General features: G+C 42.7%; 24 protein-coding genes. 13 read left to right on the plus strand and 11 right to left on the minus strand.

Translation table 11 applies throughout. From position 1 onward, the window contains the following. Positions 1-14: 14 nt before the first annotated feature. Positions 15-515 (minus strand): transcription/translation regulatory transformer protein RfaH, encoded by a 501-nt coding sequence (gene rfaH / locus AACV20_RS16520; RefSeq protein WP_013857303.1) that lies wholly within the window; start codon positions 513-515, stop codon positions 15-17. A gap of 307 nt (positions 516-822) precedes the next feature. Between rfaH and AACV20_RS16525 the strand changes: the two genes are divergently transcribed. Continuing rightward, on the plus strand, positions 823-2,211 hold the full coding sequence (locus AACV20_RS16525; protein WP_026028956.1) for a peptide MFS transporter: 1,389 nt from the start codon (positions 823-825) through the stop codon (positions 2,209-2,211). A gap of 91 nt (positions 2,212-2,302) precedes the next feature. Here the strand turns inward: AACV20_RS16525 and hemH are convergent, their stop codons facing one another. The 3 genes from hemH to htpG all read right to left on the minus strand — a co-directional run bounded on the left by hemH (position 2,303) and on the right by htpG (position 6,254). After that, positions 2,303-3,268, minus strand: coding sequence for a ferrochelatase (gene hemH / locus AACV20_RS16530; protein ID WP_019280865.1), 966 nt, complete (start codon positions 3,266-3,268; stop codon positions 2,303-2,305). A gap of 115 nt (positions 3,269-3,383) precedes the next feature. Next, complete coding sequence (gene adk, locus AACV20_RS16535) at positions 3,384-4,028, minus strand: adenylate kinase (protein ID WP_013857306.1); 645 nt, start codon at positions 4,026-4,028, stop codon at positions 3,384-3,386. A 318-nt stretch (positions 4,029-4,346) separates the two neighbouring features. Beyond that, complete coding sequence (gene htpG / locus AACV20_RS16540; RefSeq protein WP_170907655.1) at positions 4,347-6,254, minus strand: molecular chaperone HtpG; 1,908 nt, start codon at positions 6,252-6,254, stop codon at positions 4,347-4,349. Positions 6,255-6,512: 258 nt separating this feature from the next. Here htpG and AACV20_RS16545 point away from each other — a divergent pair, with 258 nt between their 5' ends. From AACV20_RS16545 to AACV20_RS16555, 3 genes are all read left to right on the plus strand, one after another. Further along, the gene (locus AACV20_RS16545; protein ID WP_017045495.1) at positions 6,513-7,379 is read left to right on the plus strand and encodes a winged helix-turn-helix domain-containing protein; all 867 of its coding nucleotides are present in this window, start codon (positions 6,513-6,515) and stop codon (positions 7,377-7,379) included. Between the two features lie 10 nt (positions 7,380-7,389). Continuing rightward, positions 7,390-7,905 (plus strand): regulatory protein ToxS, encoded by a 516-nt coding sequence (locus tag AACV20_RS16550; RefSeq protein WP_026027495.1) that lies wholly within the window; start codon positions 7,390-7,392, stop codon positions 7,903-7,905. 84 nt (positions 7,906-7,989) lie between these two features. Then, a complete protein-coding gene (locus AACV20_RS16555; RefSeq protein WP_017045494.1) occupies positions 7,990-8,268 on the plus strand; it encodes a SelT/SelW/SelH family protein in 279 nt (92 codons plus the stop codon). A 17-nt stretch (positions 8,269-8,285) separates the two neighbouring features. Here AACV20_RS16555 and yfcE read toward each other — a convergent pair whose 3' ends face one another. Further along, the gene (yfcE, locus tag AACV20_RS16560) at positions 8,286-8,843 is read right to left on the minus strand and encodes a phosphodiesterase (protein WP_026028124.1); all 558 of its coding nucleotides are present in this window, start codon (positions 8,841-8,843) and stop codon (positions 8,286-8,288) included. A gap of 228 nt (positions 8,844-9,071) precedes the next feature. Here yfcE and AACV20_RS16565 point away from each other — a divergent pair, with 228 nt between their 5' ends. The 4 genes from AACV20_RS16565 (at position 9,072) to AACV20_RS16580 (ending at position 12,947) form a co-directional block, all read left to right on the plus strand. Continuing rightward, positions 9,072-9,986 (plus strand): TIGR01777 family oxidoreductase, encoded by a 915-nt coding sequence (locus AACV20_RS16565; RefSeq protein ID WP_013857312.1) that lies wholly within the window; start codon positions 9,072-9,074, stop codon positions 9,984-9,986. Positions 9,987-10,385: 399 nt separating this feature from the next. After that, the gene (locus AACV20_RS16570) at positions 10,386-11,240 is read left to right on the plus strand and encodes a thioredoxin family protein (protein WP_170907656.1); all 855 of its coding nucleotides are present in this window, start codon (positions 10,386-10,388) and stop codon (positions 11,238-11,240) included. A 308-nt stretch (positions 11,241-11,548) separates the two neighbouring features. Continuing rightward, positions 11,549-12,472 carry an SPFH domain-containing protein gene (locus AACV20_RS16575; RefSeq protein ID WP_013857314.1) on the plus strand — a complete coding sequence of 308 codons (924 nt, stop codon included), beginning with the start codon at positions 11,549-11,551 and terminating at the stop codon, positions 12,470-12,472. Between the two features lie 7 nt (positions 12,473-12,479). Further along, complete coding sequence (locus AACV20_RS16580; protein ID WP_013857315.1) at positions 12,480-12,947, plus strand: NfeD family protein; 468 nt, start codon at positions 12,480-12,482, stop codon at positions 12,945-12,947. A gap of 121 nt (positions 12,948-13,068) precedes the next feature. Here the strand turns inward: AACV20_RS16580 and cueR are convergent, their stop codons facing one another. From cueR to zipA, 5 genes are all read right to left on the minus strand, one after another. Then, positions 13,069-13,488 carry a Cu(I)-responsive transcriptional regulator gene (cueR, locus tag AACV20_RS16585; protein ID WP_170907657.1) on the minus strand — a complete coding sequence of 140 codons (420 nt, stop codon included), beginning with the start codon at positions 13,486-13,488 and terminating at the stop codon, positions 13,069-13,071. A gap of 66 nt (positions 13,489-13,554) precedes the next feature. Beyond that, on the minus strand, positions 13,555-14,358 hold the full coding sequence (locus AACV20_RS16590) for a hypothetical protein (RefSeq protein ID WP_026028476.1): 804 nt from the start codon (positions 14,356-14,358) through the stop codon (positions 13,555-13,557). A 75-nt stretch (positions 14,359-14,433) separates the two neighbouring features. Further along, on the minus strand, positions 14,434-15,477 hold the full coding sequence (gene chiP, locus AACV20_RS16595) for a chitoporin (RefSeq protein ID WP_017045465.1): 1,044 nt from the start codon (positions 15,475-15,477) through the stop codon (positions 14,434-14,436). Positions 15,478-15,981: 504 nt separating this feature from the next. Beyond that, entirely contained in the window at positions 15,982-17,997 is a 2,016-nt protein-coding gene (ligA, locus tag AACV20_RS16600; RefSeq protein ID WP_017049490.1) for an NAD-dependent DNA ligase LigA, read from the minus strand. Between the two features lie 60 nt (positions 17,998-18,057). Continuing rightward, the gene (gene zipA, locus AACV20_RS16605; RefSeq protein ID WP_013857321.1) at positions 18,058-18,882 is read right to left on the minus strand and encodes a cell division protein ZipA; all 825 of its coding nucleotides are present in this window, start codon (positions 18,880-18,882) and stop codon (positions 18,058-18,060) included. Positions 18,883-19,112: 230 nt separating this feature from the next. Between zipA and cysZ the strand changes: the two genes are divergently transcribed. From cysZ to crr, 5 genes are all read left to right on the plus strand, one after another. Continuing rightward, a complete protein-coding gene (gene cysZ, locus AACV20_RS16610) occupies positions 19,113-19,865 on the plus strand; it encodes a sulfate transporter CysZ (RefSeq protein WP_170907658.1) in 753 nt (250 codons plus the stop codon). A 157-nt stretch (positions 19,866-20,022) separates the two neighbouring features. After that, the gene (gene cysK, locus AACV20_RS16615; protein WP_170907659.1) at positions 20,023-20,991 is read left to right on the plus strand and encodes a cysteine synthase A; all 969 of its coding nucleotides are present in this window, start codon (positions 20,023-20,025) and stop codon (positions 20,989-20,991) included. Between the two features lie 298 nt (positions 20,992-21,289). Then, positions 21,290-21,547: an HPr family phosphocarrier protein gene (locus tag AACV20_RS16620; RefSeq protein WP_026027491.1), complete on the plus strand. Its 258-nt coding sequence runs from the start codon at positions 21,290-21,292 to the stop codon at positions 21,545-21,547. 138 nt (positions 21,548-21,685) lie between these two features. Beyond that, the gene (gene ptsI, locus AACV20_RS16625; RefSeq protein WP_170907660.1) at positions 21,686-23,410 is read left to right on the plus strand and encodes a phosphoenolpyruvate-protein phosphotransferase PtsI; all 1,725 of its coding nucleotides are present in this window, start codon (positions 21,686-21,688) and stop codon (positions 23,408-23,410) included. Positions 23,411-23,516: 106 nt separating this feature from the next. After that, positions 23,517-24,026, plus strand: coding sequence for a PTS glucose transporter subunit IIA (crr, locus tag AACV20_RS16630; protein ID WP_010317358.1), 510 nt, complete (start codon positions 23,517-23,519; stop codon positions 24,024-24,026). Positions 24,027-24,106: 80 nt separating this feature from the next. On the opposite strand, the gene AACV20_RS16635 is transcribed toward crr, so the two are convergent. Beyond that, the gene (locus AACV20_RS16635) at positions 24,107-25,258 is read right to left on the minus strand and encodes a 2-octaprenyl-3-methyl-6-methoxy-1,4-benzoquinol hydroxylase (RefSeq protein ID WP_170907661.1); all 1,152 of its coding nucleotides are present in this window, start codon (positions 25,256-25,258) and stop codon (positions 24,107-24,109) included. Between the last annotated feature and the right edge of the window lie 187 nt (positions 25,259-25,445).

Here is a 25,445-nt window from a genome sequence, read left to right on the forward strand (position 1 = left end):
CTGTAGAGAGTCAATCACGAATCTAATTCTAAATGTTTATTATCAATGCTCATCGGTATCACTTGGCTGATCATTTTAACCAGCATAATCGATCGCGTCTCACCATCGGGCTCTTGGTAAATGGCATCAATTCCTGAGAACTGCCCACCCTTAAGTCGAACTACCTGCCCTTTTTCTGGAATATTGAACGATGCTACCGGTAATTTTAACTGGTCGAGTAACTTCAATTCCTCGATCAAATCACTGTCCAACTCCTTCGGATGTGAACCAAATCGGATGAAATCAACCACACCGCGAGTAGAGCGCACACTAGTAAAGGTTGGGCCAATTTCAAAATCAAAGTAAATGAACATATAGGAGGGAAAAAGTGGCTCTTTGACAACTTGCCGCTTACCCCGAAGAATTCTCTCTAGTTCAATTTCTGGGTAGAAACATTCGACACCTTGGTTTTCAAGGTGTGCTTTAGCACGCCTCTGATCGCCACGTTTACAATACAACAAATACCAACGTTTCATTTTATTCCTAGCTACTGCTTTTCTTTTTCTTGAATCCTAACACCATCCTCCTCCTCAATAAACGGCTAATAAACTGAACACAAAAATAAACCCTTAATGTCCGAACAAGGCAAATTCAAATAATCAGTAATGAAAGATAAGTTTTCATAACGCAACAAAACTTTGAGCATTGATAGACATGCATTTTAAAAACAATGAGTTAGTTAATAATACCAGAATAAAATACTGATTTTACTCATTGCGATACGCTAAAAGCCCATGTATATCTAAAGCACAATTTTTCTCATCTCAAATACTAATAATTCTTATGACAAACCAACATCAATACTTTGGGCACCCAAGGGGCCTATTTTTACTTTTTGGCACAGAGCTATGGGAGCGTTTTTCGTATTATGCGATGCGCGCCATTTTGGTACTTTATCTTACAGACGCAACGATGAATGGCGGTCTAGGTTGGTCGACTAAAGATGCTCTCGATCTTTACGGCACCTATACAGGGCTAGTCTACATCACACCGCTTATTGGTGGTTACCTTGCAGATAACTACCTTGGGCAACGCCGTTCTATTTTATTGGGTGGAGCGTTAATGGCCATTGGCCAATTTACGCTGGCACTGCCTGCAGATGTGCTAGGCATTGGCTCTCTACACACTTTCTATTTAGGCCTTGCACTGCTTATCTGTGGTAACGGTCTATTTAAGCCCAATATCTCAACAATGGTTGGTGACCTATATAATGAAGGTGATAACCGTCGTGATGGCGCGTTCACCATCTTCTACATGGGGATCAATTTAGGTGCGCTACTTGCTGGTGTGATCTCTGGTTCAGTTACTAACTCATTTGGTTGGAAAGCCGGTTTTGTGGCCGCTGGTATTGGTATGCTGATCAGCCTTGTGATGCAAATGGCAATGGCTCAATCATGGCTTGGTAATATTGGCCGCGAACCAGCAGCTAAGCGCGATCTAAAACTGAAAAAATCAGCAAATAAAGAACCACTAACGAAAGCAGAAGTAGATCGTATCAAAGTTATCCTTGTGATGAGTTTGTTTACTATTGTTTTCTGGGCGGGTTTCGAACAAGCTGGTGGTTTAATGAACATTTACACGCAGCAATACACTGATCGTATGATGGGCGGTTTTGAGATACCTGCGGCTTGGTTCCAATCGTTAAATCCATTTTTCATTATTACTCTTGCCCCTGTATTAGCCGTATTATGGGTAAAATTAGGTAAGCGTGAACCAAACTCGCCAATGAAGTTTGCATTAGCGATGTTCTTCTTAGCCCTAGGCTTCCTATGTATGGTTGGTGCGGTTATGGAGCAAGGTGGTGACACTACCGTAAAAACATCAATGCTATGGCTTGTCGGTGCCTTCTTCTTCCATACCTTGGGCGAACTGTGTCTATCACCAATTGGTCTATCGCTTGTCACTAAACTAGCCCCACTACGCCTTGCTTCATTAATGATGGGAGCATGGTTCGGTTGTAACGCAATCGCGAATTATGTAGCAGGCCATGTAGGTTCTCATGTGGGAGAGCTTGGTGCGATGGCTATCTTCAGCGGTATTGCAGTAACAGCAACCATTGGCGGCGTCATTTTACTGTTGTGCTCTAACACGCTCGTTCGTTGGATGCACGGTGCAGAAAGAGCCACAAGCTACGCTGAAGAAATTGAGGAGCAACAAGCTCAGTTGGTTTAGCTTCAAATATACCTAGTGGTAATTCAAGAATAATAATGACAAACGGTCACGCTATAGTGACCGTTTTTGTACCAGAAAAGAATTCAACTCATCAGCGCTTAACTAAGGAAGCCATCATTTCTATATGCATTGCCGAATCATTTAGGCACTCAATGTAGGTAAACAATTCTCCACCAGCATGTATAAAGGTTTCTTTACCTTGCTCAGCTATCTCTTCTAGGGTTTCTAAACAATCCACCGAGAAGGCGGGTGTGATGATATCCAACTTTTTAATACCGCGGCTTGGCAGAGCCTCTAATGTTTTATCCGTATAAGGCTGTAGCCACTCTTCACGTCCAAAAATAGACTGATAGGTCATACCGATTTGGTCAGCATTCAAACCAAGTTCTTGTGCCAAAAGTTCTGTGGTTTTTTGGCAGTGCTGTGGGTAGATATCACCGTTATCGGCATATCGCTTAGGGATACCGTGGTAGGAACAAAGCAAATAGTCACCTTGCCCGTTACGTTGCCAAGAGTCACGGACTTTACTCGCCAAAGATCGTATATAAGCAGGGTGATTATGATAATCACGAATAAAACGTAAATTGGGCGTCACAGGGATACGTTTCATCGCTTTGGCAAGGCCATCAAACACGGCAGCCGTAGTAGTACCAGAATATTGAGGGTACAGAGGCAGCACCACAATCTCTTCAACACCACGCTCCAATAATGTGTTGATACCCTCTAAAAGGCTTGGTGAACCATAGGTCATACCAAGTTCCACTGGTGTACCGAGATACTGTTCTAACGCTTGCACTTGGCGTTTAGAGTACACCATCAAAGGAGAGCCTTCTTCCATCCAAACAGATTGATATAACTTAGCAACCTTGGGGGCTCGCAGCGGAAGAATCACACCATGTAATAATGGACACCAGATCCAACGACTCATATCAACCACACGCTGGTCATGTAAAAATTGGCTTAAAAATCGTTTTACTGCCGATGCCGTCGGTTCACTCGGCGTTCCCAAGTTAACCAATAGCACACCCTGTTTTTGATTATTTTGCATTACTTCCATTCATCCATTTCATTGTTAATTATTGAGTACGAATTTGCGGTAGGAAAGTTCATAAAAAAAGCGACCTTTAGGTCGCTTTCACTATAACAAAGTTAACAAGCCTATACTGAGCCAATTATGCTAATGCTTTCTCAATATCAGCGCTAACTTGAGCAACTGGCTTAGTGCCATCAAATTTTAGGTATTTCGTATTACCCATTTGTGCTTCTTTACCGTAGTAAGTGATCAGTGGCGCTGTTTGCTCGTGGTAAACACCTAAACGAGCACGAACGGTTTCTTCTTTGTCATCATCACGAACGACAAGATCTTCACCTGTTACGTCATCTTTACCTTCCACTTTTGGCGGGTTGTAAATGGCGTGGTAGGTACGACCAGAAGCCAAGTGAGCACGACGTCCCGCCATACGCTCAACAATAACGTCATCGGCAACATCAAACTCAATCACATAGTCAACATTAATACCCATTGCTTTTAAGCCATCAGCTTGAGGAATCGTGCGAGGAAAACCATCGAGTAAAAAGCCCTTTTCACAATCAGCTTGGGTGATGCGTTCTTTGATTAAGCCAAGGATGATTTCATCAGAAACAAGTTGACCAGCATCAATCACTGATTTCGCTTTTTTGCCAAGTTCAGTACCTGCTTTAATCGCAGCACGTAACATATCACCAGTAGAGATTTGTGGAATACCGTACTTCTCCATGATGAATTGAGCTTGAGTGCCTTTACCTGCACCGGGAGCACCTAGAAGAATGATGCGCATGTTTAATCCTCTTTAGAAAATTATGATTTATACCGAAGCTCACAACCAGATGAGACTTAAAACCAACGGTAAGTTTCGGTATAACGGTAATGAGATGAGTGAATAATAATTCGGCGAGCAACATACACAGCTTACCGATCGCATTCAAGCGATGCATTCTAACATACAAATTTAAGCGACTAACCAGATTAAGACTAAAGAATATAATCTTGGCCGGATGTTCGCTGCAAGTTTGCCTAAAATATCGCTCGTTCTCAGCAGAGAATCGCTATTCAAAGCAAAAAGCTCGCAGTTGCGAGCTTTTTGTTAGCCAGTTAGCTATTCAACCTTAGTCAAAAGCTGATTAATTGCGGTTAAGAATTGTGACGGATCTTCCATCGAACCACGCTCAGCAAGCGTCGCTTGACCTAGTAAAACTTCAACCCAGCGACCAAATACTTGCTCATCCGCTTCATCGGCCATCCGTTTCACTAACGCATGTTCAGGGTTAAGTTCCAAAATATACTTCACCTCTGGTACCGGTTGACCAGCCGCAGCAAGCAATTTTGCCATCTGCGTACCCATCTCATAATCGTCGGTCACAACAACCGCTGGAGTACTTGCCAGTTTAAAAGTAGTTCGAACCTCTTTGACACGATCGCCAAGGTACTGCTTCGTACGTTCAACCACCGATTTAAACTCTTCTTCAGTCTCTTTATGCTTCTCTTTTTCCGCTTCATCTTCGAACTGGCTCAGATCTAGCCCTGCTTTGGTGATGGATTGGAACATTTTTCCATCAAACTCAGTGAGGTAGTTCATCAACCACTCATCAATGCGATCAAACATTAAAATAACTTCGATACCTTTGGCTTTAAACTGCTCTAGGTGTGGGCTATTTTTGGCCGCTGCATAGCTATCGGCGGTGAGGTAGTAGATTTTATCCTGCCCCTCTTTCATCCGTTCAACATAAGCCGCTAAACTAACCGTTTGCTCTGCTGAGTCAACCTCGGTCGAGGCGAAGCGCAATAGGCTGGCGATCTTCTCTTTATTAGCAAAATCTTCTGCAGGCCCCTCTTTGAGTACCAAACCAAACTCTTTCCAGAAGGTTTGATATTTATCAGCATCATTGCTCGCCATACGTTCAAGCATGGTCAATACACGCTTGGTACAAGCATTACGCAATGATTGAGTCACCTTGTTATCTTGTAAAATCTCGCGTGAAACATTAAGCGGTAAATCGTTTGAGTCGATTAAGCCACGTACAAAGCGCAAGTAGGACGGCATAAATTGCGCAGCATCATCCATGATAAATACACGCTGAACATAAAGTTTCAAGCCTGATTTATGATCACGATTCATCATATCCCAAGGTGCTTTCGCTGGTATATAAAGTAGGCTGGTATAATCGTTTTTACCTTCTACACGGTTATGGCTCCACACCAGTGGGTCAGCATAATCATGGGAAACGTGCTTATAGAACTCTTGATACTCTTCATCACTGATTTCTGACTTAGAACGCGTCCACAACGCCTGTGCTTTGTTGATTTGTTCCCACTGGGTCTCTTCAGTCTCATTACCTTCGTCATCACGAACCTTGGTTTGGATAGAAACTGGAATTCCAATGTGGTCTGAATATTTAGAAATCACATCACGCAGACTCCATTCAGAAAGGAACTCTTTGCCTTCCTCTCGCATGTGCAAAATGATATCGGTTCCACGAGACTCTTTATTAATGCTTTCGACTGTATATTCACCTTCACCTTGTGAATACCATTGAACAGCTTCGTTAGCGGGTAAACCCGCAGCGCGAGTTCTTACAGTGACCGCATCAGCGACGATGAAGGCCGAGTAAAAACCCACCCCAAACTGACCGATAAGCTGAGAGTCTTTAGATTGATCTTGGGATAGTTTAGAGAAAAACTCCGCTGTGCCGGATTTTGCAATCGTACCGAGATGTTCAATGACATCTTCGCGGCTCATACCAATACCGTTATCTGAAATGGTCAGCGTATTCGCTTGGGTATCAAACGATAATTTAACGCCTAAGTTGGCATCACCTTGATATAAATCGGCATTAGACAACGCTTGAAAACGAAGTTTATCCGCAGCATCAGAGGCATTTGAAATTAATTCGCGGAGGAAGATCTCTTTATTGGAATAAAGAGAGTGAATCATAAGATGAAGTAACTGTTTGACTTCAGATTGAAAACCACGAGTTTCTTTATTGGTAGTAGCCGTTTCGCTCATACTAGCTCCATAACATCTGAGTTATTTTCATTCACACACAGAGTGTGCAACCAAGGATGATTTGCTAGTAAGATGAGGCTGGCAATTGTAAATTCAAGGTCAATAATCATAAAAACACTGTTTTTTTCATTTATTTTGATTATGCTTGCCGTAATTTTTATCAAAGAAAATAAAAACTAGCATAATGTTTCATCAATTGCTTCCCCAAGCAGGCTAGGTTGATGGACGGTTAAACATGCCAACAATAAGAAGATTATCATGAGTAACATAGGCACAAAATTCATCCTTGCTAACCGATTCACGTTTGATCCCAATAGTAACTCTTTGCTTGAACAAGAAAACGAACAAGAGGCTGTTCGCCTTGGTAGTAACGAAAGTCGAATTCTACTTCTACTTTGTGAACGCCCAAATGAAGTCATTACACGCCATGAACTGCATGAGTTTGTGTGGCGTGAACAAGGTTTTGAAGTTGATGACTCAAGCTTAACTCAAGCGATTTCAACACTTCGTAAGATGTTGAAAGATCAAACTAAATCACCAGAATTCGTTAAAACCGTGCCAAAACGAGGTTATCAAATGATCGCCTCGGTGACTCGAGCAACCCCCTACTCACAAAAAAACACCACCAACGAGCCTGAAGAGGAACCGTTACTGGCCAGTGAGTCTATCCAAGACATTGACGCGGACACCACTTCGCAACCCGAAGAGACAACATCCCAAACCGTGACGACAGATCCACTCGCGAAAGTAAAAATAGGGAAAGAAAAGTTAACACTGCAAAGCAAATTGATGTTGGTTGTGGCTCTTTTCTTACCTATTCTGGCTCTCCTATTGACTAGCCCTGCACAATCAAAATTTAAACAGATTGCGGTTTATAACAACATAGTTGTGAATACGCCCATCAATCATCCAGACCTAAACAAATGGTTACCTTCTATTGAAAAATGCGTAAAAAAATACAATGAATCACATACTGGAGAACTGGCACCTAAGCAGGTGATTGCGACTGGTGGTCAAAATAATCAGCTCGTATTGAATTACATCCATAGTTCTGAGTTCTCGGGTGAAAATGTCACTTTACGAATTTTAGCTAACCAAGATGATTTGGCCAACGTGTGTAAATAAGGGCATAAATATGAATCCAAAAGTGGCAACCCTCATCTTAGCTATCTCTGCACTATTCAGTAGTTGGTTATACTGGGGCAGTGATTTAAAAATAGAACAAATCCTAACGGCGCAAGAATGGCAATCTAAAATGGTCACTGTGGTAAAACGCAGTCAACAGAATGATTCTGTTGGGCCAATCCGTCGGGTTGATGTCAATTCGAATGTGAAATATTTACCTAACGGTACTTATATTAGAATGTCAAATGTGAAGTTATTCGCCGTGGGTGGTGAAAGTGAAAGTTTCATTAATATCTCAGAAACCGGCACCTGGGATATCAGTGATAGCTACTTATTGATATCGCCTAGCGAATTTAAAAACATTAGTTCTAGTCAAAGTAAGGACTTTACCCCTGAGCAACTAGAACTGATTACTCAATTTTTCAAGATGGATGCTCAACAAAGTCGACGTATTGATGTCGTCAATGAAAAAACATTATTGCTCACCAGCCTAAGCCATGGTTCGACAGTGCTGTTTATCAATTAGCCATCGAGTAATCTGTAACTTCAATGAAGGATCGAAAAGGTCCTTTGTTGCGAATGGCCCTTACTTCTTCACAAAAGGTACACCATGGAAAAAGCCAATATTGAGATCTACTATTGCCGCCAGTGTAATTGGATGCTTCGAGCCACTTGGCTAAGCCAAGAGTTACTGCATACTTTTAGTGAAGAAATTGAATCTGTGCGTCTCTACCCTGATACAGGGGGACGATTTGAAATCATGTGCAATGGGCAACGTATTTGGGAACGTAAACATGATGGTGGTTTCCCTGAAGCAAAGGTTCTTAAGCAACGAGTCAGAGATATCATTGACCCAGAGCGAGATCTGGGTCATTCAGACAACAGGTAAATCAGATAGCGACCGGTTTAAGAGCTAGTCGCTAAACGATATTGCGCCAGTTGTTGTCCCTCTAGCCCCATGACTTGAAATAATCCATCCGTATAAATAGCGTAGCTTGGGGGAAATTCATTACGTGGAAAGGTCGCGGACCCCGGGTTGACAATAATGACATCATCTTGACCTTGCGCCATAGGGATGTGCGAGTGGCCATGGATCAAAACATCACCTTTTTTTAATGGTGGCCTATTTTGAGCATTATATTGATGGCCATGCGTTAAGAAAAAACGAGTTCCTGACTCCAAAACTACCCAACAAAAATCCATCATCATCGGAAAGTCGAGCAGCATTTGGTCGACTTCGCTATCACAATTGCCTCTGACCGCCACAATATGCGGCGCCCATCGATTCAAGCACTCCGCCACTGCGGTCGGATTATACCCATCAGGTATAGGATTACGCGGACCATGATTTAAAAGGTCTCCTAGCAGTACTAAAGTGTCTGCACCTGACTGTTCAAATAGACTGAGCACTTTTTCAGTAGCAGGCAGTGAACCGTGTAAATCCGAAGCAAAAAACAACTTCATACTTTTATCTCCGTATTTTGGAGCTACAGATTGTACGAATTTCAGCACACTTCGTCATCTTTAGTTATGGATAAACATTGTCATTTATCACCACAAACAATTCACGTATGCTAAATAAGTTTCCTATATTAGGTTAGATGGCAAACAAGCATCGCCACTTAACCAACATGGCTATCGTTCTCATCACCACCATTTAGGTGATATCGCACAGACCAATGAGGTAGAAACATGAAAATACTATTAACGGGAGGGACTGGCTTTATCGGTAAAGAGCTGATGAAACAGATTTTCACGCACAATATCTACCTCCTCACGCGCGATATAGAGCGAGCTAAGCAGCAGCTCGCCCATGTAGACAAAGGTAGTATCACCTACCTGACCTCCCTAGCGAGTTTAAAAGACGCGAATCAATTTGACGCCATTATCAATCTTGCAGGAGAACCGATCGCCGACAAACGTTGGAGCAAACAGCAAAAAGCGATCATTTGCGCTAGTCGATGGGAAATAACAGAGCGGTTAGTTGAACTCATCCATGCCAGTACTGAACCACCCTCCGTTTTCATCAGTGGCTCGGCCGTCGGCTATTATGGTGACCAACAGTCTCATCCGTTTGATGAAACATTACATGTGCACCAACAAAGTTTTCCTCATCACGTTTGCGAAAAATGGGAGCGCATCGCACTCCAAGCGCAATCAGAAAAAACTCGAGTGTGCCTATTGCGTACGGGGATCGTGCTCGCTAGCGATGGTGGTGCTTTAAAGAAAATGCTGCCACCTTACCGTTTAGGCTTGGGCGGCCCTCTTGGTAAGGGTGAGCAGTATATGCCATGGATCCACTTATTAGATATGGCACGAGCGATAGCCTATTTATTAGACACGCCACATGCACAAGGTGCTTTTAACCTCTGTGCTCCACATCCCGTACCTAATAAGCATTTTAGCCAACTATTAGCGAAAACATTACGTCGACCACATATACTATTCACTCCCAAATGGGTTCTAAACCTTGCAATGGGTGAAGCGGCTGTTTTACTGTTTGACAGTATTAGAGCAAAACCTAAAAAGCTAACCGAGCTAGGATTTCACTTCCAGTTTTCACACCTAGAACCTGCGTTGAAAAATATATTACAACATCGTGCTTAACCAAAACTGGCCTATATTTTTTGTGCATAGCAAGGTATACGATAATGACAAAAGCGATACTTATCAGTGGATAAACCGACGGTTGCATAAAGTAGTACAACCAACTTAATTGTCATTAATTCGTAACATTCATGTGACATGATCCAACTCTGGATATCCCCATTAATCCAATATAAAGCGTTACATGTGGTACGACGAATATGACATTACACCAATTAAATTGGCTCAGTGTCGGTGTTGCGCTGACACTATTTTTAATATTATAGACACCTTTGCTTGCCCTCTCTTTGAGAGATAAAAAACGCTACTTTAACGGTAGCGTTTTTCATTTGCCCTTGATATTCCAATTTTCACCCCTATTTCTAAGACTATAAACTTGATTATCGCAAGGAAAATATCATGCAATCACCTTACATCGTTGAGGTCAATCAGCACAACTTTCGAGAGGTGTTCGAACGCTCAGTTGAGACTCCTATTCTCTTTTATTTTTGGGCACCCATAAATCAAGAGAGCGTACAACTCATTCCTGAATTACAAAGCGTAGCGCAACAGCACAGTGGCGCATTCACATTGGCTCTTCTTAACTGCCAACAAGAACAGCAAGTGGCAGCACAATTTGGTGTTCAAACCCTGCCAACAATCGCTCTGTTTATTAATGGTCAAGCGGTCGACGGTTTAGCCGGTGCTCAGACCATAGAAACAGTGAATGCAATGTTAAGCAAACATTTGCCAAGCCACGATGAAGTTGCGCTACAGCAAGCCTTAACACTGATAGAGCAAACACAACATTCGCAAGCACTACCTTTGCTACTAAGTCTACCTGACGATATGAAAGCAAAAGCAGAGGTCAAACTGGCCCTCGCTGATGTGTTTCTGGAAACTCAGCAGTATGAAGCGGCAGAAACAGAACTGGAACACATCCCACTAGAGTATCAAGATGGTTACTACAAAGGCTTAATCGCCAAACTGGAGCTGCATAAGCAAGCCGCTGACAGCCCAGAGATTCAATCATTAGAAGAGATTTTTTCCGCTGAGCCAAACAACGCTCACATAGCAAGTGAGTTAGCGCTTCAATATCATCAAGTTAACCGTAATGAAGAAGCTCTCGAGCTGTTATGGTCATTTTTACAAAGCGACCTCAATTGCCTCGATGGCGGGCTCAAAAAAGTGTTTATGGACATCTTAAGTGCTCTTGGACAAGGAAATAGTGTGGCAAATCTCTATCGCAGAAAGCTGTATTCACTATTATATTAATAATATCAAGCAATTAAACTGGAAACGTTCTGCTTTGATTGTTTAAAAAACCAGTATCAAATCTCATTATTTCATTTGTTCCATATCGATAACTGATAGAGAATGATCAATAGCAAAGCTCAAACGTTGATGAGAATCGCTCCTATATCCAAATGACTTGGAGATACCGGCAGTCGGCAAGTGAGTTCATCCCCATGAGCACAATAAGCTCTATGATTGGGGTGAACGAACTTAGCTAACACAGCGGCCGTTTCAATAGAGAAAGGAACATCAACATTAGGATTATTTAATACTAAAAAGGAACCGTTATGGCTATTGATTCACTCGTCGCCGTTGGCATATTTGTATTCGTCGTTATTTCATTTATCTTTTCTGCTGTGAAAACCGTTTCACAAGGGAGCAATTGGACAGTAGAGCGTTTTGGACGTTACACACACACCCTACGCCCCGGTTTAAATATCATTATTCCGTTCATTGATCGCGTCGGACAAAAAATTAATATGATGGAACAGGTGCTTGATATCCCAGCACAAGAAGTGATATCCAAAGATAACGCCAATGTTGTTATCGACGCGGTTTGCTTCGTGCAAGTGATTGATGCTGCGAAAGCCGCCTATGAAGTTAGCGAACTACAACACGCCATTCGCAACTTAACTCTAACCAATATGCGTACCGTACTGGGCTCGATGGAACTGGATGAAATGCTCAGCCAGCGTGACATGATCAACACTAAATTGTTATCGATAGTCGATCAGGCGACTAACCCTTGGGGTGTAAAAGTCACTCGTATCGAAATTAAAGATGTACAACCACCAGCGGATTTAACCGCAGCGATGAATGCGCAAATGAAAGCGGAGAGAAATAAACGTGCTGAAGTGTTAGAAGCCGAAGGCGTACGTCAAGCACAAATTTTACGCGCCGAAGGCCAAAAACAGTCTGAAATACTTAAAGCTGAAGGTGAAAAGCAGGCGGCTATTCTTCAAGCAGAAGCACGTGAACGCGCTGCCGAAGCGGAAGCTAAAGCGACAGAGATGGTTTCGAATGCGATTGCGCAAGGTGACATGCAAGCGGTTAACTACTTTATCGCTCAAGGATATACCGAAGCACTTAAAGCCATTGGTCAAGCAGAGAACAGCAAAATCATCATGCTGCCATTAGAAGCAACTGGGTTGATGGGTTCGGTTGCTGGCATTGCTGAAATGTTCAACCTGAAATCCTCACAAGATAAGTAGGCCTAACGTGATAGAGCTAATACAACAAATGAATTATTGGCACTGGCTCGCATTAGGCTTAGTGCTTGTTGCATTGGAACTGCTTGGAACTGCTGGGTATTTTCTTTGGTTAGGTATTTCCGCACTCATCGTTGGCCTTATCTTTGCGATGCTCCCCATCAGTTGGCAACTGCAATGGATGGCTTTTGCAAGTTTATCACTCGTCACGACTTGGTTATGGTGGCGTAAACAATTTAAATCAGACCACGATGGTGACGAGACTCGTGATCTGAACCAGAAACAGAAACAGCTGATCGGACAAACAGCTCGTCTTAAAGAGAGCGTTCAAGAAGGGGCAACTTTTCGATTGCAGCTCGGCGATACGACGTGGACAGCAAAATGCCAGCAAAACCTAGAAGCTGATGTTGTGGTTAAAGTCGTAGATGTCGAAGGAATTGTGTTGATTGTTGAGCCTAAAGAGAGCCAGCCTCATTGAGTAAACATCAGTAAGAAAGTACATAAAAACCAAAAGTGATGAATTGCTTTTGGTTTTTTCATTTATGGGCAGCCAAATTGTAGTGTATGCCTCGACAGCTCATTAGCTAATGAGCTCATTTTCACACTGACTTGTTCAAGTCGTTATGGCAACACTGCCCCTTCAAATTATCTATGATTGGGCATTCACTACCACCGTCGCCTGGACATTCGGTAATCCACTCTTCTAGTTGCAACTTAATCAATGAAAGCTCTGCCAGCTTCTGTGATACTTGTTTCAACTTCTCTTGCGCTTTCTCTTTGACTGCAAAACTAGTCCGGGACGGATCGTTGGCAAGGGCGAGTAAGGATTTACATTCCTCTAAACTAAAACCAACGCGCTTGCATCGCGCAATAAGTAAAAGATCATCAATATGCGCTTGTTGATAATGACGGTAACCATTCACTGAACGAAGGGGCGCCGATATCAGCCCCTTCTCTTCATAAAGACGAATGGACTTAGCGGTAAGTGCTGTTAACTGAGAAACTTGGCTAATATTCATAGTAAGTGTAATACTTAAAAGGCATGGTTTAACCATGCCTTTTATAACGATAAATCGCAAGCTTGATTATTGATTTAGTAACCAGCTCAGAATCTGAGACTTCTCAGCTTTATTCGCTTTCTCATACCAGTACCCTAGCATATCTAATGGCTTATTTTCTGCCGTCAGAGGTTGGCTAATGTTATCTCGATTGCTAAATGCCCAGTTTTCAAATATTTTCCGATCGTTAACATCAGCTTCAGCAAACCAATATTGAACCATTTCAATAGGTTTAGTCGCTTGCTCTTGCACCGAGTGAGTGATACTGGAAGGTATAGTTGAACTGCCTAAGGTGAAATTCGCCTCGTCAATCACGGCTAAGAAGTAGGCTTTAGGCACCGAAAATTCTACTTGGCTTTTGCCTGTTGATGAAGTCAGCGTAAACACAACCGAATCCGAGCTCAGCTGATGAATATATTCTTGAGATAATGGAAACTTAAACCATTGCGTCGTAGTACAATGCTCGGTACAAGTCTCAGCCAATGGACGATATGTTTCTACTTGAAACTTCTGTGATGAGTAAGTAACTGTGTCAAATTGGTCATAATTTTTAAAATAAGTGACATTCATATCAACATATGAATATTCAATATTTACCCCTTCAGATTTAGGGAAATTACCGACATAGCTTAGCTCAGATTTTACAATATCAGGTCCTAAAATTGCCTTAGCTCCTGGTGTAATGTCTTTTGCTACAACTTGAACATAGTTGTGCCTTTCTTTGACATTCTTCGCCACATCATTGAACACACTAGAACTGTCTAAATTACTGCATCCAACGGCCATTGTGATGGTTGAAAATAATATGGTCGTTTTAAATAAATTCATCATTTATGTCCTTGTTTATGGAGTAAAAACACCGGCACAAGGCCGGCGTTTTATTAAAGAAAGGCGAGGTTTGTCAAATTAGAAGCCGTATTCCAAGCCTACACGTACAAATCCTTTCTTATCATCAGAGTTGTATGCATCGTGCTGACCAACACGAATGTATGGCACGAAACCATTTTTCACGTACATCAGCTGTGCAGACAATACTTCATCATCATCATTTTGATCTACACCGTTCACTTCAGAATCAAGGTTAGCTGCATAGCCTACTTTGAAGCCCCATGGACCATTCCAGTATTGGCCGATCAGAGAGTATTGACCTTGCTCACCTTCTTTACCAGCATTGCTATAGTGTTTAGAAACACCTTCCGTATACTTATAAGCCCCAGCTAAGCCGAAGCCTGCTGGCAGTGGAAGTTCAAAACCTACGATATACGCTGTTGCGTCAGCAGCAGCTTTAATATCATCTTTTTTGTCTTCTGTTAAAGTTAATTGGTATTTTGAGTTATTTTCGTAACCGACATGGAAAGTTACGATATCAGCTGCATTATAGTGAACAGCTGCACCAAAGTGATTTGAACCCTTAGTGCCTACATCACCACGACCAGCAGAAATGTTAAATGTTAGACCACCGAAGGCTGGTGAGTCGTAGCGAGCAATATCACCTTTACGATCATAATGGCCTGCAACATCGCCACCCCAATCGAATACACGACCTAAACCTGGGTTAGAGTATGGCCAGTCAACGATTTCATATAGAGGGGTAAGCATGCGACCAAAACGAATTTTACCCCAATCTCCTTGCAAACCAAGGAAAGTATCACGGGCACCTAAAGTGTTACCTTTACCATCTTCGCCAACATAACCTGATTCAATTTGCATAAATACGTTCACATTATCAAACATATCTTTGCTAGCACGGAAACCTATGCGTGATTCATTTTCATAATCGTAACCATTACTATCTTCTTGATAAAAAGCAGAAATAGCAGCAACGCCGTACGCTTGCACGTTAAAATCAGACAGCACACCAATTGCACCTGTTTCAGACGCTGCGAATGCACCAGTTGACGCCATAGCAACTGCAGCGCCTAAAAGAGTACGTTTAAACATTTTGTCCATGGAAAAACTCCTAAAAATAGATATAGCTGTTTTTTATTTCCCCCTTAAGTTGGCCGCCGAAGGGAGAAATCATTTCCTATGTTGAAAACCTAAATTAGTCATTAATTTTCTGATTTTCTCTTTTCCTGCATACACATCGTGTATCCATGTTCACTAGACTAACTTCGCAACAGAAAACATCAATGAGAACTTAATTTTTATCTAAAAAAATATGAGCTACGGCAAACTTTGACCAAGTAAGTGATCAAGATCTAATAAGTCATAAAACAAAATATAAAAACAAAAAACTCATTAATTTTCAAAACGATAAAAAAACAATTACACTAATAGCTTGAAGTGCATCGCAATAATAAATTGAAAGAGAGTAAAGTTCTTCTTGATTGGTATCGAAGAAAATGAGAGCTTTTTTTCTAATTACTGGACATTTTAATGTGGCGGTTTGAGATAAAAATAAAGCCTCAAAATTAATTTTGAGGCTTTATGAAAGAAGGGATGCTTAAAAAATTAGCTTTTCATTAACTCAAGCAAATCTTGTTCGCTGCGAATTTCGATCCCTAGTTCTTGCGCTTTTACTAATTTTGAACCGGCCGCTTCTCCGGCAAATAGTATATCGGTGTTTTTAGAGACGCTTCCCGTTACTTTTGCGCCAAGCTCTTGTAGCGCCGCTTTCGCATCACTTCTAGAGAGTTTCGACAAGCTCCCCGTCAAAACCACCACTTTACCAAGTAAAGGGAGAATCGCATCTTGGCTCGGCTTTTCGATATTAGGCCACTGGATACCGAGTTCGATCAATTCATTAATCACTTGTTGGTTTTTATCTTGCTCAAAAAAAGATGTGATATGACTCGCAACGATAACTCCAACATCTTGAACTTCAAGTAGTTCTTCATGGGTCGCTTGGCGAATTTTGTCTAATGACCCGAAATGGAGCGCAAGATTCGCCGCCGTCGCTTCCCCGACTTCACGTATGCCCAATGAATACAAAAAACGGGGTAATGTGGTCATTTTGGCGGCATTCAGTGCATTAACGATATTTTGTGCTGATTTTGGTCCCATACGCTCTAACACCGTTAGCTGCCCTGCTTTTAGACGGAAGAGGTCCGCGGGCGTGCTCACCATCTCTTTATCAACAAGCTGCTCAATCACTTTTTCGCCTAAACCATCCACGTCTAACGCTTTGCGAGAGACAAAGTGCTTTAATGCTTCTTTGCGCTGAGCTTGACACACCAACCCCCCGGTACAACGGGCGACAGCTTCACCTTCAACACGCTCAATGTCAGAGTTGCACACCGGGCAGTACTGCGGGAAAACAATATCGACCACTGTATCAGAGCGTCTGTCTAACAACACAGAAACAATCTGTGGGATAACATCGCCTGCTCGACGAATAATAACGCTATCACCAATTTTCACGCCTAGGCGCTCAATTTCATCAGCGTTGTGTAATGTCGCATTGCTGACGGTGACTCCCCCCACAAATACAGGTTCTAACTTCGCAACAGGTGTAATAGCCCCGGTACGGCCCACTTGAAATTCAACATCGTTCAGGAGCGTTATTTCTTCTTGGGCAGGAAATTTATAAGCAATCGCCCAGCGAGGCGCCCGCGCGACAAAACCGAGCTTTTGTTGCAGTTCAATATCATCAACTTTAATTACCACACCATCAATCTCATACGCTAGTTGAGCGCGACGAGTTAAGATACTTTGGTAGTACTCTTTCACTTCATCCATTGAAGAGACTAGACGTGTTTCAGGGCACATCGGCAGCCCCCACCCTTTTAACTGCAAAAAGCGCTGATAATGACTGCTTGCTAACTCAGCGCCTTCAATCACACCAACACTGTAAGCATAAAAATTCAACGGCCTTTGAGCTGTGATTTTTGAGTCGAGCTGTCTCAAGCTCCCTGCGGCCGCATTTCTTGGGTTAACAAAGGTTTTTTCACCTTTTTTGAGTGCTTGTTGGTTCAATCGCTCAAAACCGGCTTTAGGCATGAACACTTCACCACGAACTTCTAAACGAACGGGCCACTCTTTTCCCTGTAACTTCAGTGGAATAGCACTGATCGTTCGCACGTTTTCCGTAATGTTTTCACCGACCGCGCCATCCCCACGCGTGGCGGCTTGTACTAACACACCATTTTCGTAAAGCAAACTCACGGCTAAACCATCAAGCTTAGGTTCGCAACAAAAAGCGTTAAAGTGGGCACTCGGTATCCGGTCTTGCATCCGCTTGTGAAAGGCATCAAGCTCATTCTCATCAAACACATTATCTAAAGAGAGCATTGGAATTTCATGAGTCACCTGAGCAAAACCCTCTAAAGGCTTACCTCCAACACGCAAGCTGGGTGAATCCGCTGTGACTAACTCCGGATACTGCGATTCCAACTCAAGCAGCTCACGCATCAAACGATCATACTCAGCGTCAGGAATTTCAGGGTTATCTTCTACATAATAACGTACAGCATGATAATGCAGCGTCTCACGAAGTTGGCTTAATTTGTGTTCTATTGTTTGCATCATAATTCTCTCGGATCATGAAAAAAGGCTCCGACTAGGAGCCCTTAATGGTCGATGTTTATTCTACGCGTTGCGTGCGCTTTTAAACTCTTGGATTTGGCGTCGGTAGGCAGCCAATCGATCTGGCGTCATTAAATTACGCGCATCATCCAATACATTACCACCTAAATCATCGGCGATTTGCTGAGCGGTTTTAAGCATTAATTTGAAATTTTGATCAGGCTCGCCGTAGCAAGGCAGTGTCATGAAGAATGAGATACCGCGAGTAGTAAACTCCGCAGGATCATGATGTGCCAATGTACCGGGTTGCATCATGTTGGCAACACTAAACAGCACTTTCCCTGTACCTGACAGATCGGCATGCCGGTGGAAAATATCCATCTCACCATAAAGAAGGCCGTTTTGCTGCATACTGTCAAAAAGCTTAGTGCCGACAAAGGGATCATTTCCCGCACAATGCACATTCAGCACAATCACTTCCATTTCGGCTTCTTGAACGTCGGATTTTTGATTATCGTCAGCAATGACATCATCTTGTTCACTGAGACTTGGGGATTCGGTTTTCATCGATATTGAGGGCACATCATCGAGTTCATCAAGCACATTTTCAGGTTCAAAGCTTGGTGAATAACCGTCAATGAGAGGGTCAACCGCTTCACTAAAATCTGGCTCTTTACGTACTTTGCGAATAATTTCGAAATCATCTTCCGGAGCAAATGAACGCTGGGTCGCAGATTGTGTATCATCGTGATCAACATCAATTTTACCAAGAGGCTTATCCTCAAACTTGGACTTCCCTTCTTTCTTACTGGTCCAAAGACCATGAAATAGCAACGCGGCTATCGCTAGCGCGCCAACAATTATGAGTACGAATCGCAATTCCTGCATGTTTCACTCTCAGTTTCTCGATGCATGGTTATTCTCAGCTTTACCAGCTTGAATTGAACGTGTCACCAACGTGGGTTATATCGGTCTATCGGGGTACTTTACCAAAAGTTTGTACCGATTTAGAACAACTTAATGTGAGAAGTTCAATACATGATGTGATTTTCACCACGCTTTTCTTCTTCGGCAGGTTGAGTAGAATAGCTTTTTAGTATTGATTAACAGATATTCACATGGATAACGGTATGACACTTAAGCAACGTTCAGGTTTTGGATACTTCTTTTTTGGTCTAGAGCTAGCACTCACCCCCGGCATTCGACGCTTTGTGATTCTGCCATTACTCATCAACATCATTCTCGTCGGCAGCGCTCTTTTTTACTTATTCAATCATCTCAATACGTGGATAGAACAGTTTATTGGTCAAATCCCTGATTTTTTATCTTGGCTAAGTTACATTTTATGGCCATTGCTCGCGATCACTATCTTAGCCACGTTCTCCTATTTCTTCAGTACGCTGGCTAACTTCGTCGCTGCACCATTTAATGGGCTACTCGCAGAAAAAGTGGAAGAAAGATTAATTGGTGCTCCAATCAACAGCGATGGCATCTGGTCTATGGTCAAAGACATCCCACGTATCCTCGCAAGAGAGTGGCGAAAATTAATCTATACCTTACCCAAAGCAATCGGTTTGTTCTTATTGCTCCTAATTCCTGCCTTAGGACAAACCTTAGGCCCTTTGCTGTGGTTCATTTTCACTGCATGGATGTTAGCCATCCAATACTGTGACTACCCATTTGACAACCACAAAGTGAGCTTTAACCAGATGAGACACAATTTGAAACAAAAACAGACCAAGGTGTATAGCTTTGGTGTTTTAGTGTCGATTTTTACCACCATACCCATTGTTAACTTAATCGTCATGCCGGTTGCTGTATGCGGTGCAACAGCCATGTGGGTTGGTGAATTTAAAAACAAACTGCAGTGATGGTGCGAGGGAGATTCAACCTGCATATCCCTCTATAAGTTATAACTTTTTAATCCTTTTACGTTTTAAGGTTAACACCTATTCTGCACCTGTATCCACTCACGTGTCTTATCACACAACCAGACACGCATAACGTGTGTAATAAAGGAATATCGCAATGAGCAAAATTTACGAAGACAACTCCCTGACTATTGGTAACACTCCTCTTGTTCGCTTAAACAAAGTCAGCAAAGGTAAGGTACTGGCGAAAATTGAAGCGCGCAACCCAAGCTTTAGCGTGAAGTGCCGTATCGGTGCCAACATGATTTGGGAAGCAGAAAAAGCTGGCACACTGAAACCTGGCGTTGAACTTGTAGAGCCAACCAGCGGTAACACCGGTGTTGCTCTTGCATTTGTTGCAGCAGCTCGTGGTTATAAGTTGACGCTTACTATGCCTGAATCAATGAGTTTAGAGCGCCGTAAACTGCTTAAAGCTTTAGGAGCCAACCTTGAACTCACCGAAGCGGCGAAAGGCATGAAAGGCGCAATTGCTAAAGCAGAAGAAATTGTTGCCAGCAACCCTGAAAAATACTTGTTGCTGCAGCAATTCAATAACCCAGCCAACCCACAGATCCACGAAAAAACAACAGGGCCGGAAATCTGGGATGCAACTGATGGTGAGATTGACGTGTTCGTTGCAGGTGTCGGAACCGGTGGTACTTTAACGGGCACAAGTCGCTACATTAAGGGCCAAAAAGGCAAGGCTATCATCTCAGTTGCGGTTGAACCTGCGGAGTCGCCAGTCATTGCTCAAGCACTTGCTGGAGATGAAATCAAACCTGCACCACACAAAATCCAAGGTATAGGAGCGGGATTTATTCCTGGCAACCTCGATTTATCCCTCATTGACCGTGTTGAAGCCGTCACTTCAGAAGAAGCGATTGAAATGGCAAGACGCCTCATGGAAGAGGAAGGGATTTTGGCTGGAATTTCATCAGGCGCAGCGATTGTAGCAGCGAATAGATTAGCAGAACTACCTGAATTTGAAGGAAAAACAATTGTAGCGATACTACCAAGTTCAGGTGAGCGTTATCTGAGCACCGCACTATTTTCTGGCCTATTTACCGAGAAAGAGAACCAACAGTAATAGGTGGTTAAATCAAATTTTCGTTTAAAAAAGCCCCATGCAGGGGCTTTTTTGTTGATCCTTGCCTCACCTTTGGTAATATCACCTCGTTTTATTTTAAGCTTCGAAATAAAGAAGTCAGAAACGTATTAACTATAATGACGAATGACAACATAGATTGAAATCGTGATTATGAAATTTAAATCAGTATCAGCTATGACACTAAAACAGCGTTACTCTGCTAGCAGAACCGTTGATTAGCAGTTAAGCTGTTCTGGTGAAGAAACTAACAAAAAATAAATCAATTGGGGTATATAACATGTACGAGAAGCAAGTAGAAATCACTGCAGAAAACGGCCTTCACACTCGTCCTGCTGCGCAGTTCGTTAAAGAAGCAAAAGTATTCGATGCAGACATCACAGTGACTTCTAACGGCAAAAGCGCAAGTGCTAAGAGCCTATTCAAACTTCAAACTCTTGGCCTAGTAAAAGGTACCGTTGTGACTATTTCTGCTGAAGGCCCTCAAGCTAAGCAAGCGGTAGATCACCTAGTTGCTCTCATGGACCAACTACATTAATCCGGTCCACTATTTCAAAGCCATTTTGTGAAAACAAAATGGCTTTGTTGGAAATAGTCTACATTTTGAGCTACTAATTACCGTTAGCGCAATAGTCCACATTCTCCCGTTTACAGTTGACCAATTTAAGGTAACGCTATGATTTCAGGCATCCTAGCATCTCCAGGCATTGCTTTTGGTAAAGCACTGCTACTTCAAGAAGATGAAATTGTCCTAAATACTCACTCTATTTCAGATGACCAAGTAGAAGCAGAAGTTCAGTGTTTTTATGACGCTCGTAACAAATCTTCTGCCCAGCTAGAAGTGATCAAACAAAAAGCACTTGAAACATTCGGTGAAGAAAAAGAAGCCATCTTTGAAGGCCACATCATGTTGCTTGAAGATGAAGAGCTAGAAGAGGAAATTTTAGCACTCATCAAAAATGACAAAATGCATGCAGACAACGCGATCTATACCGTGATCGAAGAGCAGGCTGCTGCCCTAGAATCTCTTGATGATGAATATCTAAAAGAACGCGCGACAGACATCCGCGATATCGGTACGCGCTTTGTTAAAAATGCTCTCGGCATCAATATCGTTTCACTGAGTGATATTAACGAACAAGTAATTCTTGTTGCTTATGATTTAACGCCTTCTGAAACTGCACAAATCAATCTTGATTACGTGCTGGGTTTTGCTTGTGATATCGGTGGTCGTACATCTCATACTTCAATCATGGCACGTTCACTTGAGCTTCCAGCGATTGTTGGTACTAACGACATCACTAAGAAAGTAAAGAATGGCGACATGCTTATTCTTGACGCCATGAACAACAAAATCATCATTAATCCTTCAGAAGCACAGCTTGAAGAAGCGAAAAAAATTCGTGATGATTTTGCTGCGGAAAAAGAAGAGCTCGCAAAACTAAAAGACCTACCTGCTATCACACTCGATGGCCACCAAGTTGAAGTATGCGGTAACATCGGCACAGTAAAAGACTGCGATGGTATTTTACGCAACGGTGGTGAAGGCGTTGGCTTATATCGTACTGAATTTTTATTCATGGACCGCAGCGCGCTACCAACTGAAGATGAGCAATACCAAGCTTATAAAGAAGTTGCAGAAGCGATGAGTGGTGAAGCGGTGATTATCCGTACCATGGATATCGGTGGTGATAAAGATCTTCCGTACATGGATCTACCAAAAGAGATGAACCCATTTTTGGGCTGGCGCGCGATTCGCATCAGCTTAGACCGTCGTGACATCTTACGAGATCAGCTTCGTGGCATTCTGCGTGCATCTGCGCATGGTAAACTGCGTATTATGTTCCCGATGATCATCTCTGTAGAAGAAATTCGTGAGCTTAAAAACGCTATTGAAGAATACAAAGAAGAACTTCGCACGGAAGGCTTAGCGTTCGATGAAAATATCGAAATTGGCGTTATGGTTGAAACACCTGCGGCAGCGGCAATTGCGCACCACTTGGCAAAAGAAGTGTCATTCTTCTCTATCGGTACCAATGATTTAACCCAATACACTCTTGCGGTTGACCGTGGTAACGAAATGATTTCACACCTGTATAACCCACTTTCTCCAGCGGTTTTAACCGTGATTAAGCAAGTGATTGATGCCTCACACGCTGAAGGTAAATGGACGGGTATGTGTGGCGAGTTAGCGGGTGATGAACGTGCAACGCTACTTCTACTTGGTATGGGACTCGATGAATTCTCTATGAGCGGTATCTCTATCCCTAAAGTGAAGAAAGTGATCCGCAACTCAAACTTCGCCGAAGTTAAAGCGATGGCAGAAGAAGCACTCTCTTTCCCAACCGCAGTTGAAATCGAAGCTTGTGTGGAAAAATTCATCGCAGAGAAAACGCAATAATTCGCTAATACCAATGAGATAGACGACTAAAAATAGGTCGTCTATTGTTGGCGATTGGTATACTATAATTCGACAGAATAAAATTAAACGTTAGGAGCATGACACAATGGGTCTGTTTGATAAACTTAAGAAGCTAGTATCTGACGACAGCTCAGATGCAGGTGCGATTGAAATTATTGCCCCTCTTTCTGGTGAAATCGTCAATATCGAAGATGTGCCAGATGTTGTTTTCGCTGAGAAAATTGTTGGTGATGGTATTGCGATTAAACCATCAGGCAACAAAATGGTAGCTCCAGTTAACGGCACTATCGGTAAGATTTTCGAAACTAACCATGCGTTTTCAATCGAGTCTGATGACGGTGTTGAGTTATTCGTTCACTTTGGTATCGACACAGTTGAGCTAAAAGGTGAAGGTTTTACTCGTATCGCTCAAGAAGGCCAAGCGGTTAAAGCAGGCGATACTGTTATCGAATTCGACCTAGCGCTTCTTGAAGAGAAAGCAAAATCAACACTAACACCTGTTGTTATCTCTAACATGGACGAAATCAAAGAGCTGAACAAGCTTTCTGGCACCGTCGTTGTTGGTGAAACACCGGTTCTACGTGTAACTAAGTAATTCGTTAAAATTTTTATTATGTAAAAAACGCTGCTGATTTGCAGCGTTTTTTTGTTTCTACAAAAACAGCTCAAATCGCACTACAAACCTAACGCGTATTGCAACAGCTTTTCCTTCACTGGGCCTGAATGTTCGGCCAACTTCAATACCGCGTTGCGCACCAACTTTGCTGGCAAAACCTCGTTGCTGAACGTTTTATAAAACAGATCCATTCCTGATTGCATCACTAAGTTATCCGGCCTTCTGCGTGTTTCATAATTCCGTAATTGCGCTTGTGTTAAAGCTTCTTGATTTTGTGTCATAGCTAACAACGCTTTTACATCTTTAAACCCTAAATTCACCCCTTGCCCAGCCAGAGGGTTAATCGTGTGTGCTGAATCGCCGACCAAAACACATTGCCGTTTCGCATACGTCTGAGCATGACGACGAGTGAGGGGAAATGCACCACACTGCAACACGTTAATATCGCCTAGTTCCTCAGGAAAAGAGGCCAACACTTGCTCCCTTAACTGCTGCTTGTTCATCGCACACAATTGGCGAATTCGCTTTGGTGAGTCATACCATACCAAAGAAGCTTGATTACCCGGCAAAGGAAGAAACGAGCGCGGGCCGGATGGAAAAAATTGCTGCCAAGTAATATCTTGCTGAGGCTGATGAGTTTCGACATTGATCAACATGCAATGGTGTCGATAATCCCACGCGGTAATACCAATTCCCGCCAGCTGCCGCACAAGAGAATTTGCACCATCCGCACCAATCACCCAAGTTGCAGTAAGAGTTGCACCTGACTCTAAAAGCACGCTATTGTGTTGGCCAAACACAATGTGCTTGAGCTTATCAGGACAAAAAACCTGCAAATTCGGGTAGTGCACAAATTGTCCCCACAATCCGATCTGAATAAGACGATTTTCGACCATATAACCCAGCTGAGGGAGGCCCAATGCATCGCTATGAAAACGAGTACGGCACTCTGGGTGCTCCCAGGTTTCTAGGCGGCGATAAGGGCAAACACGCATTTGCATAATTTCATCCCATGCGTCTAAGTCAGTAAGTAACTGAACCGAAGTTTGCGAAATGGCTGAAACGCGCAGATCCATTGCTTGGTCTATTGTAAACGCTTCAGGCTCTATACCTTCGACCAGAGCAACCGTGCGACCTTGCTTAGCAAAGCCTATAGCCACTGCCGCCCCAACCATGCCACCACCAATCACCACCACGTCAAAATTGTTCATTGTTTACACTTAATCGTCTGAGTTTTGAGTCGATTTTCATTGTACGTTTTCAGCTCTTTTTTGCGAATTTTTTTACACAAAAACCCTGCACTTTCTATGGTGAAAATCTAGAGATGACGGAACATGCGAGAGATTTTATTGGATGACTAGTCAGTGACTTTTTAAAGCAGTACAATACGCGGCTTAC

It is taken from the genome of Vibrio sp. B4-6, assembly GCF_963888245.1.
Taxonomy (GTDB): domain Bacteria; phylum Pseudomonadota; class Gammaproteobacteria; order Enterobacterales; family Vibrionaceae; genus Vibrio; species Vibrio anguillarum.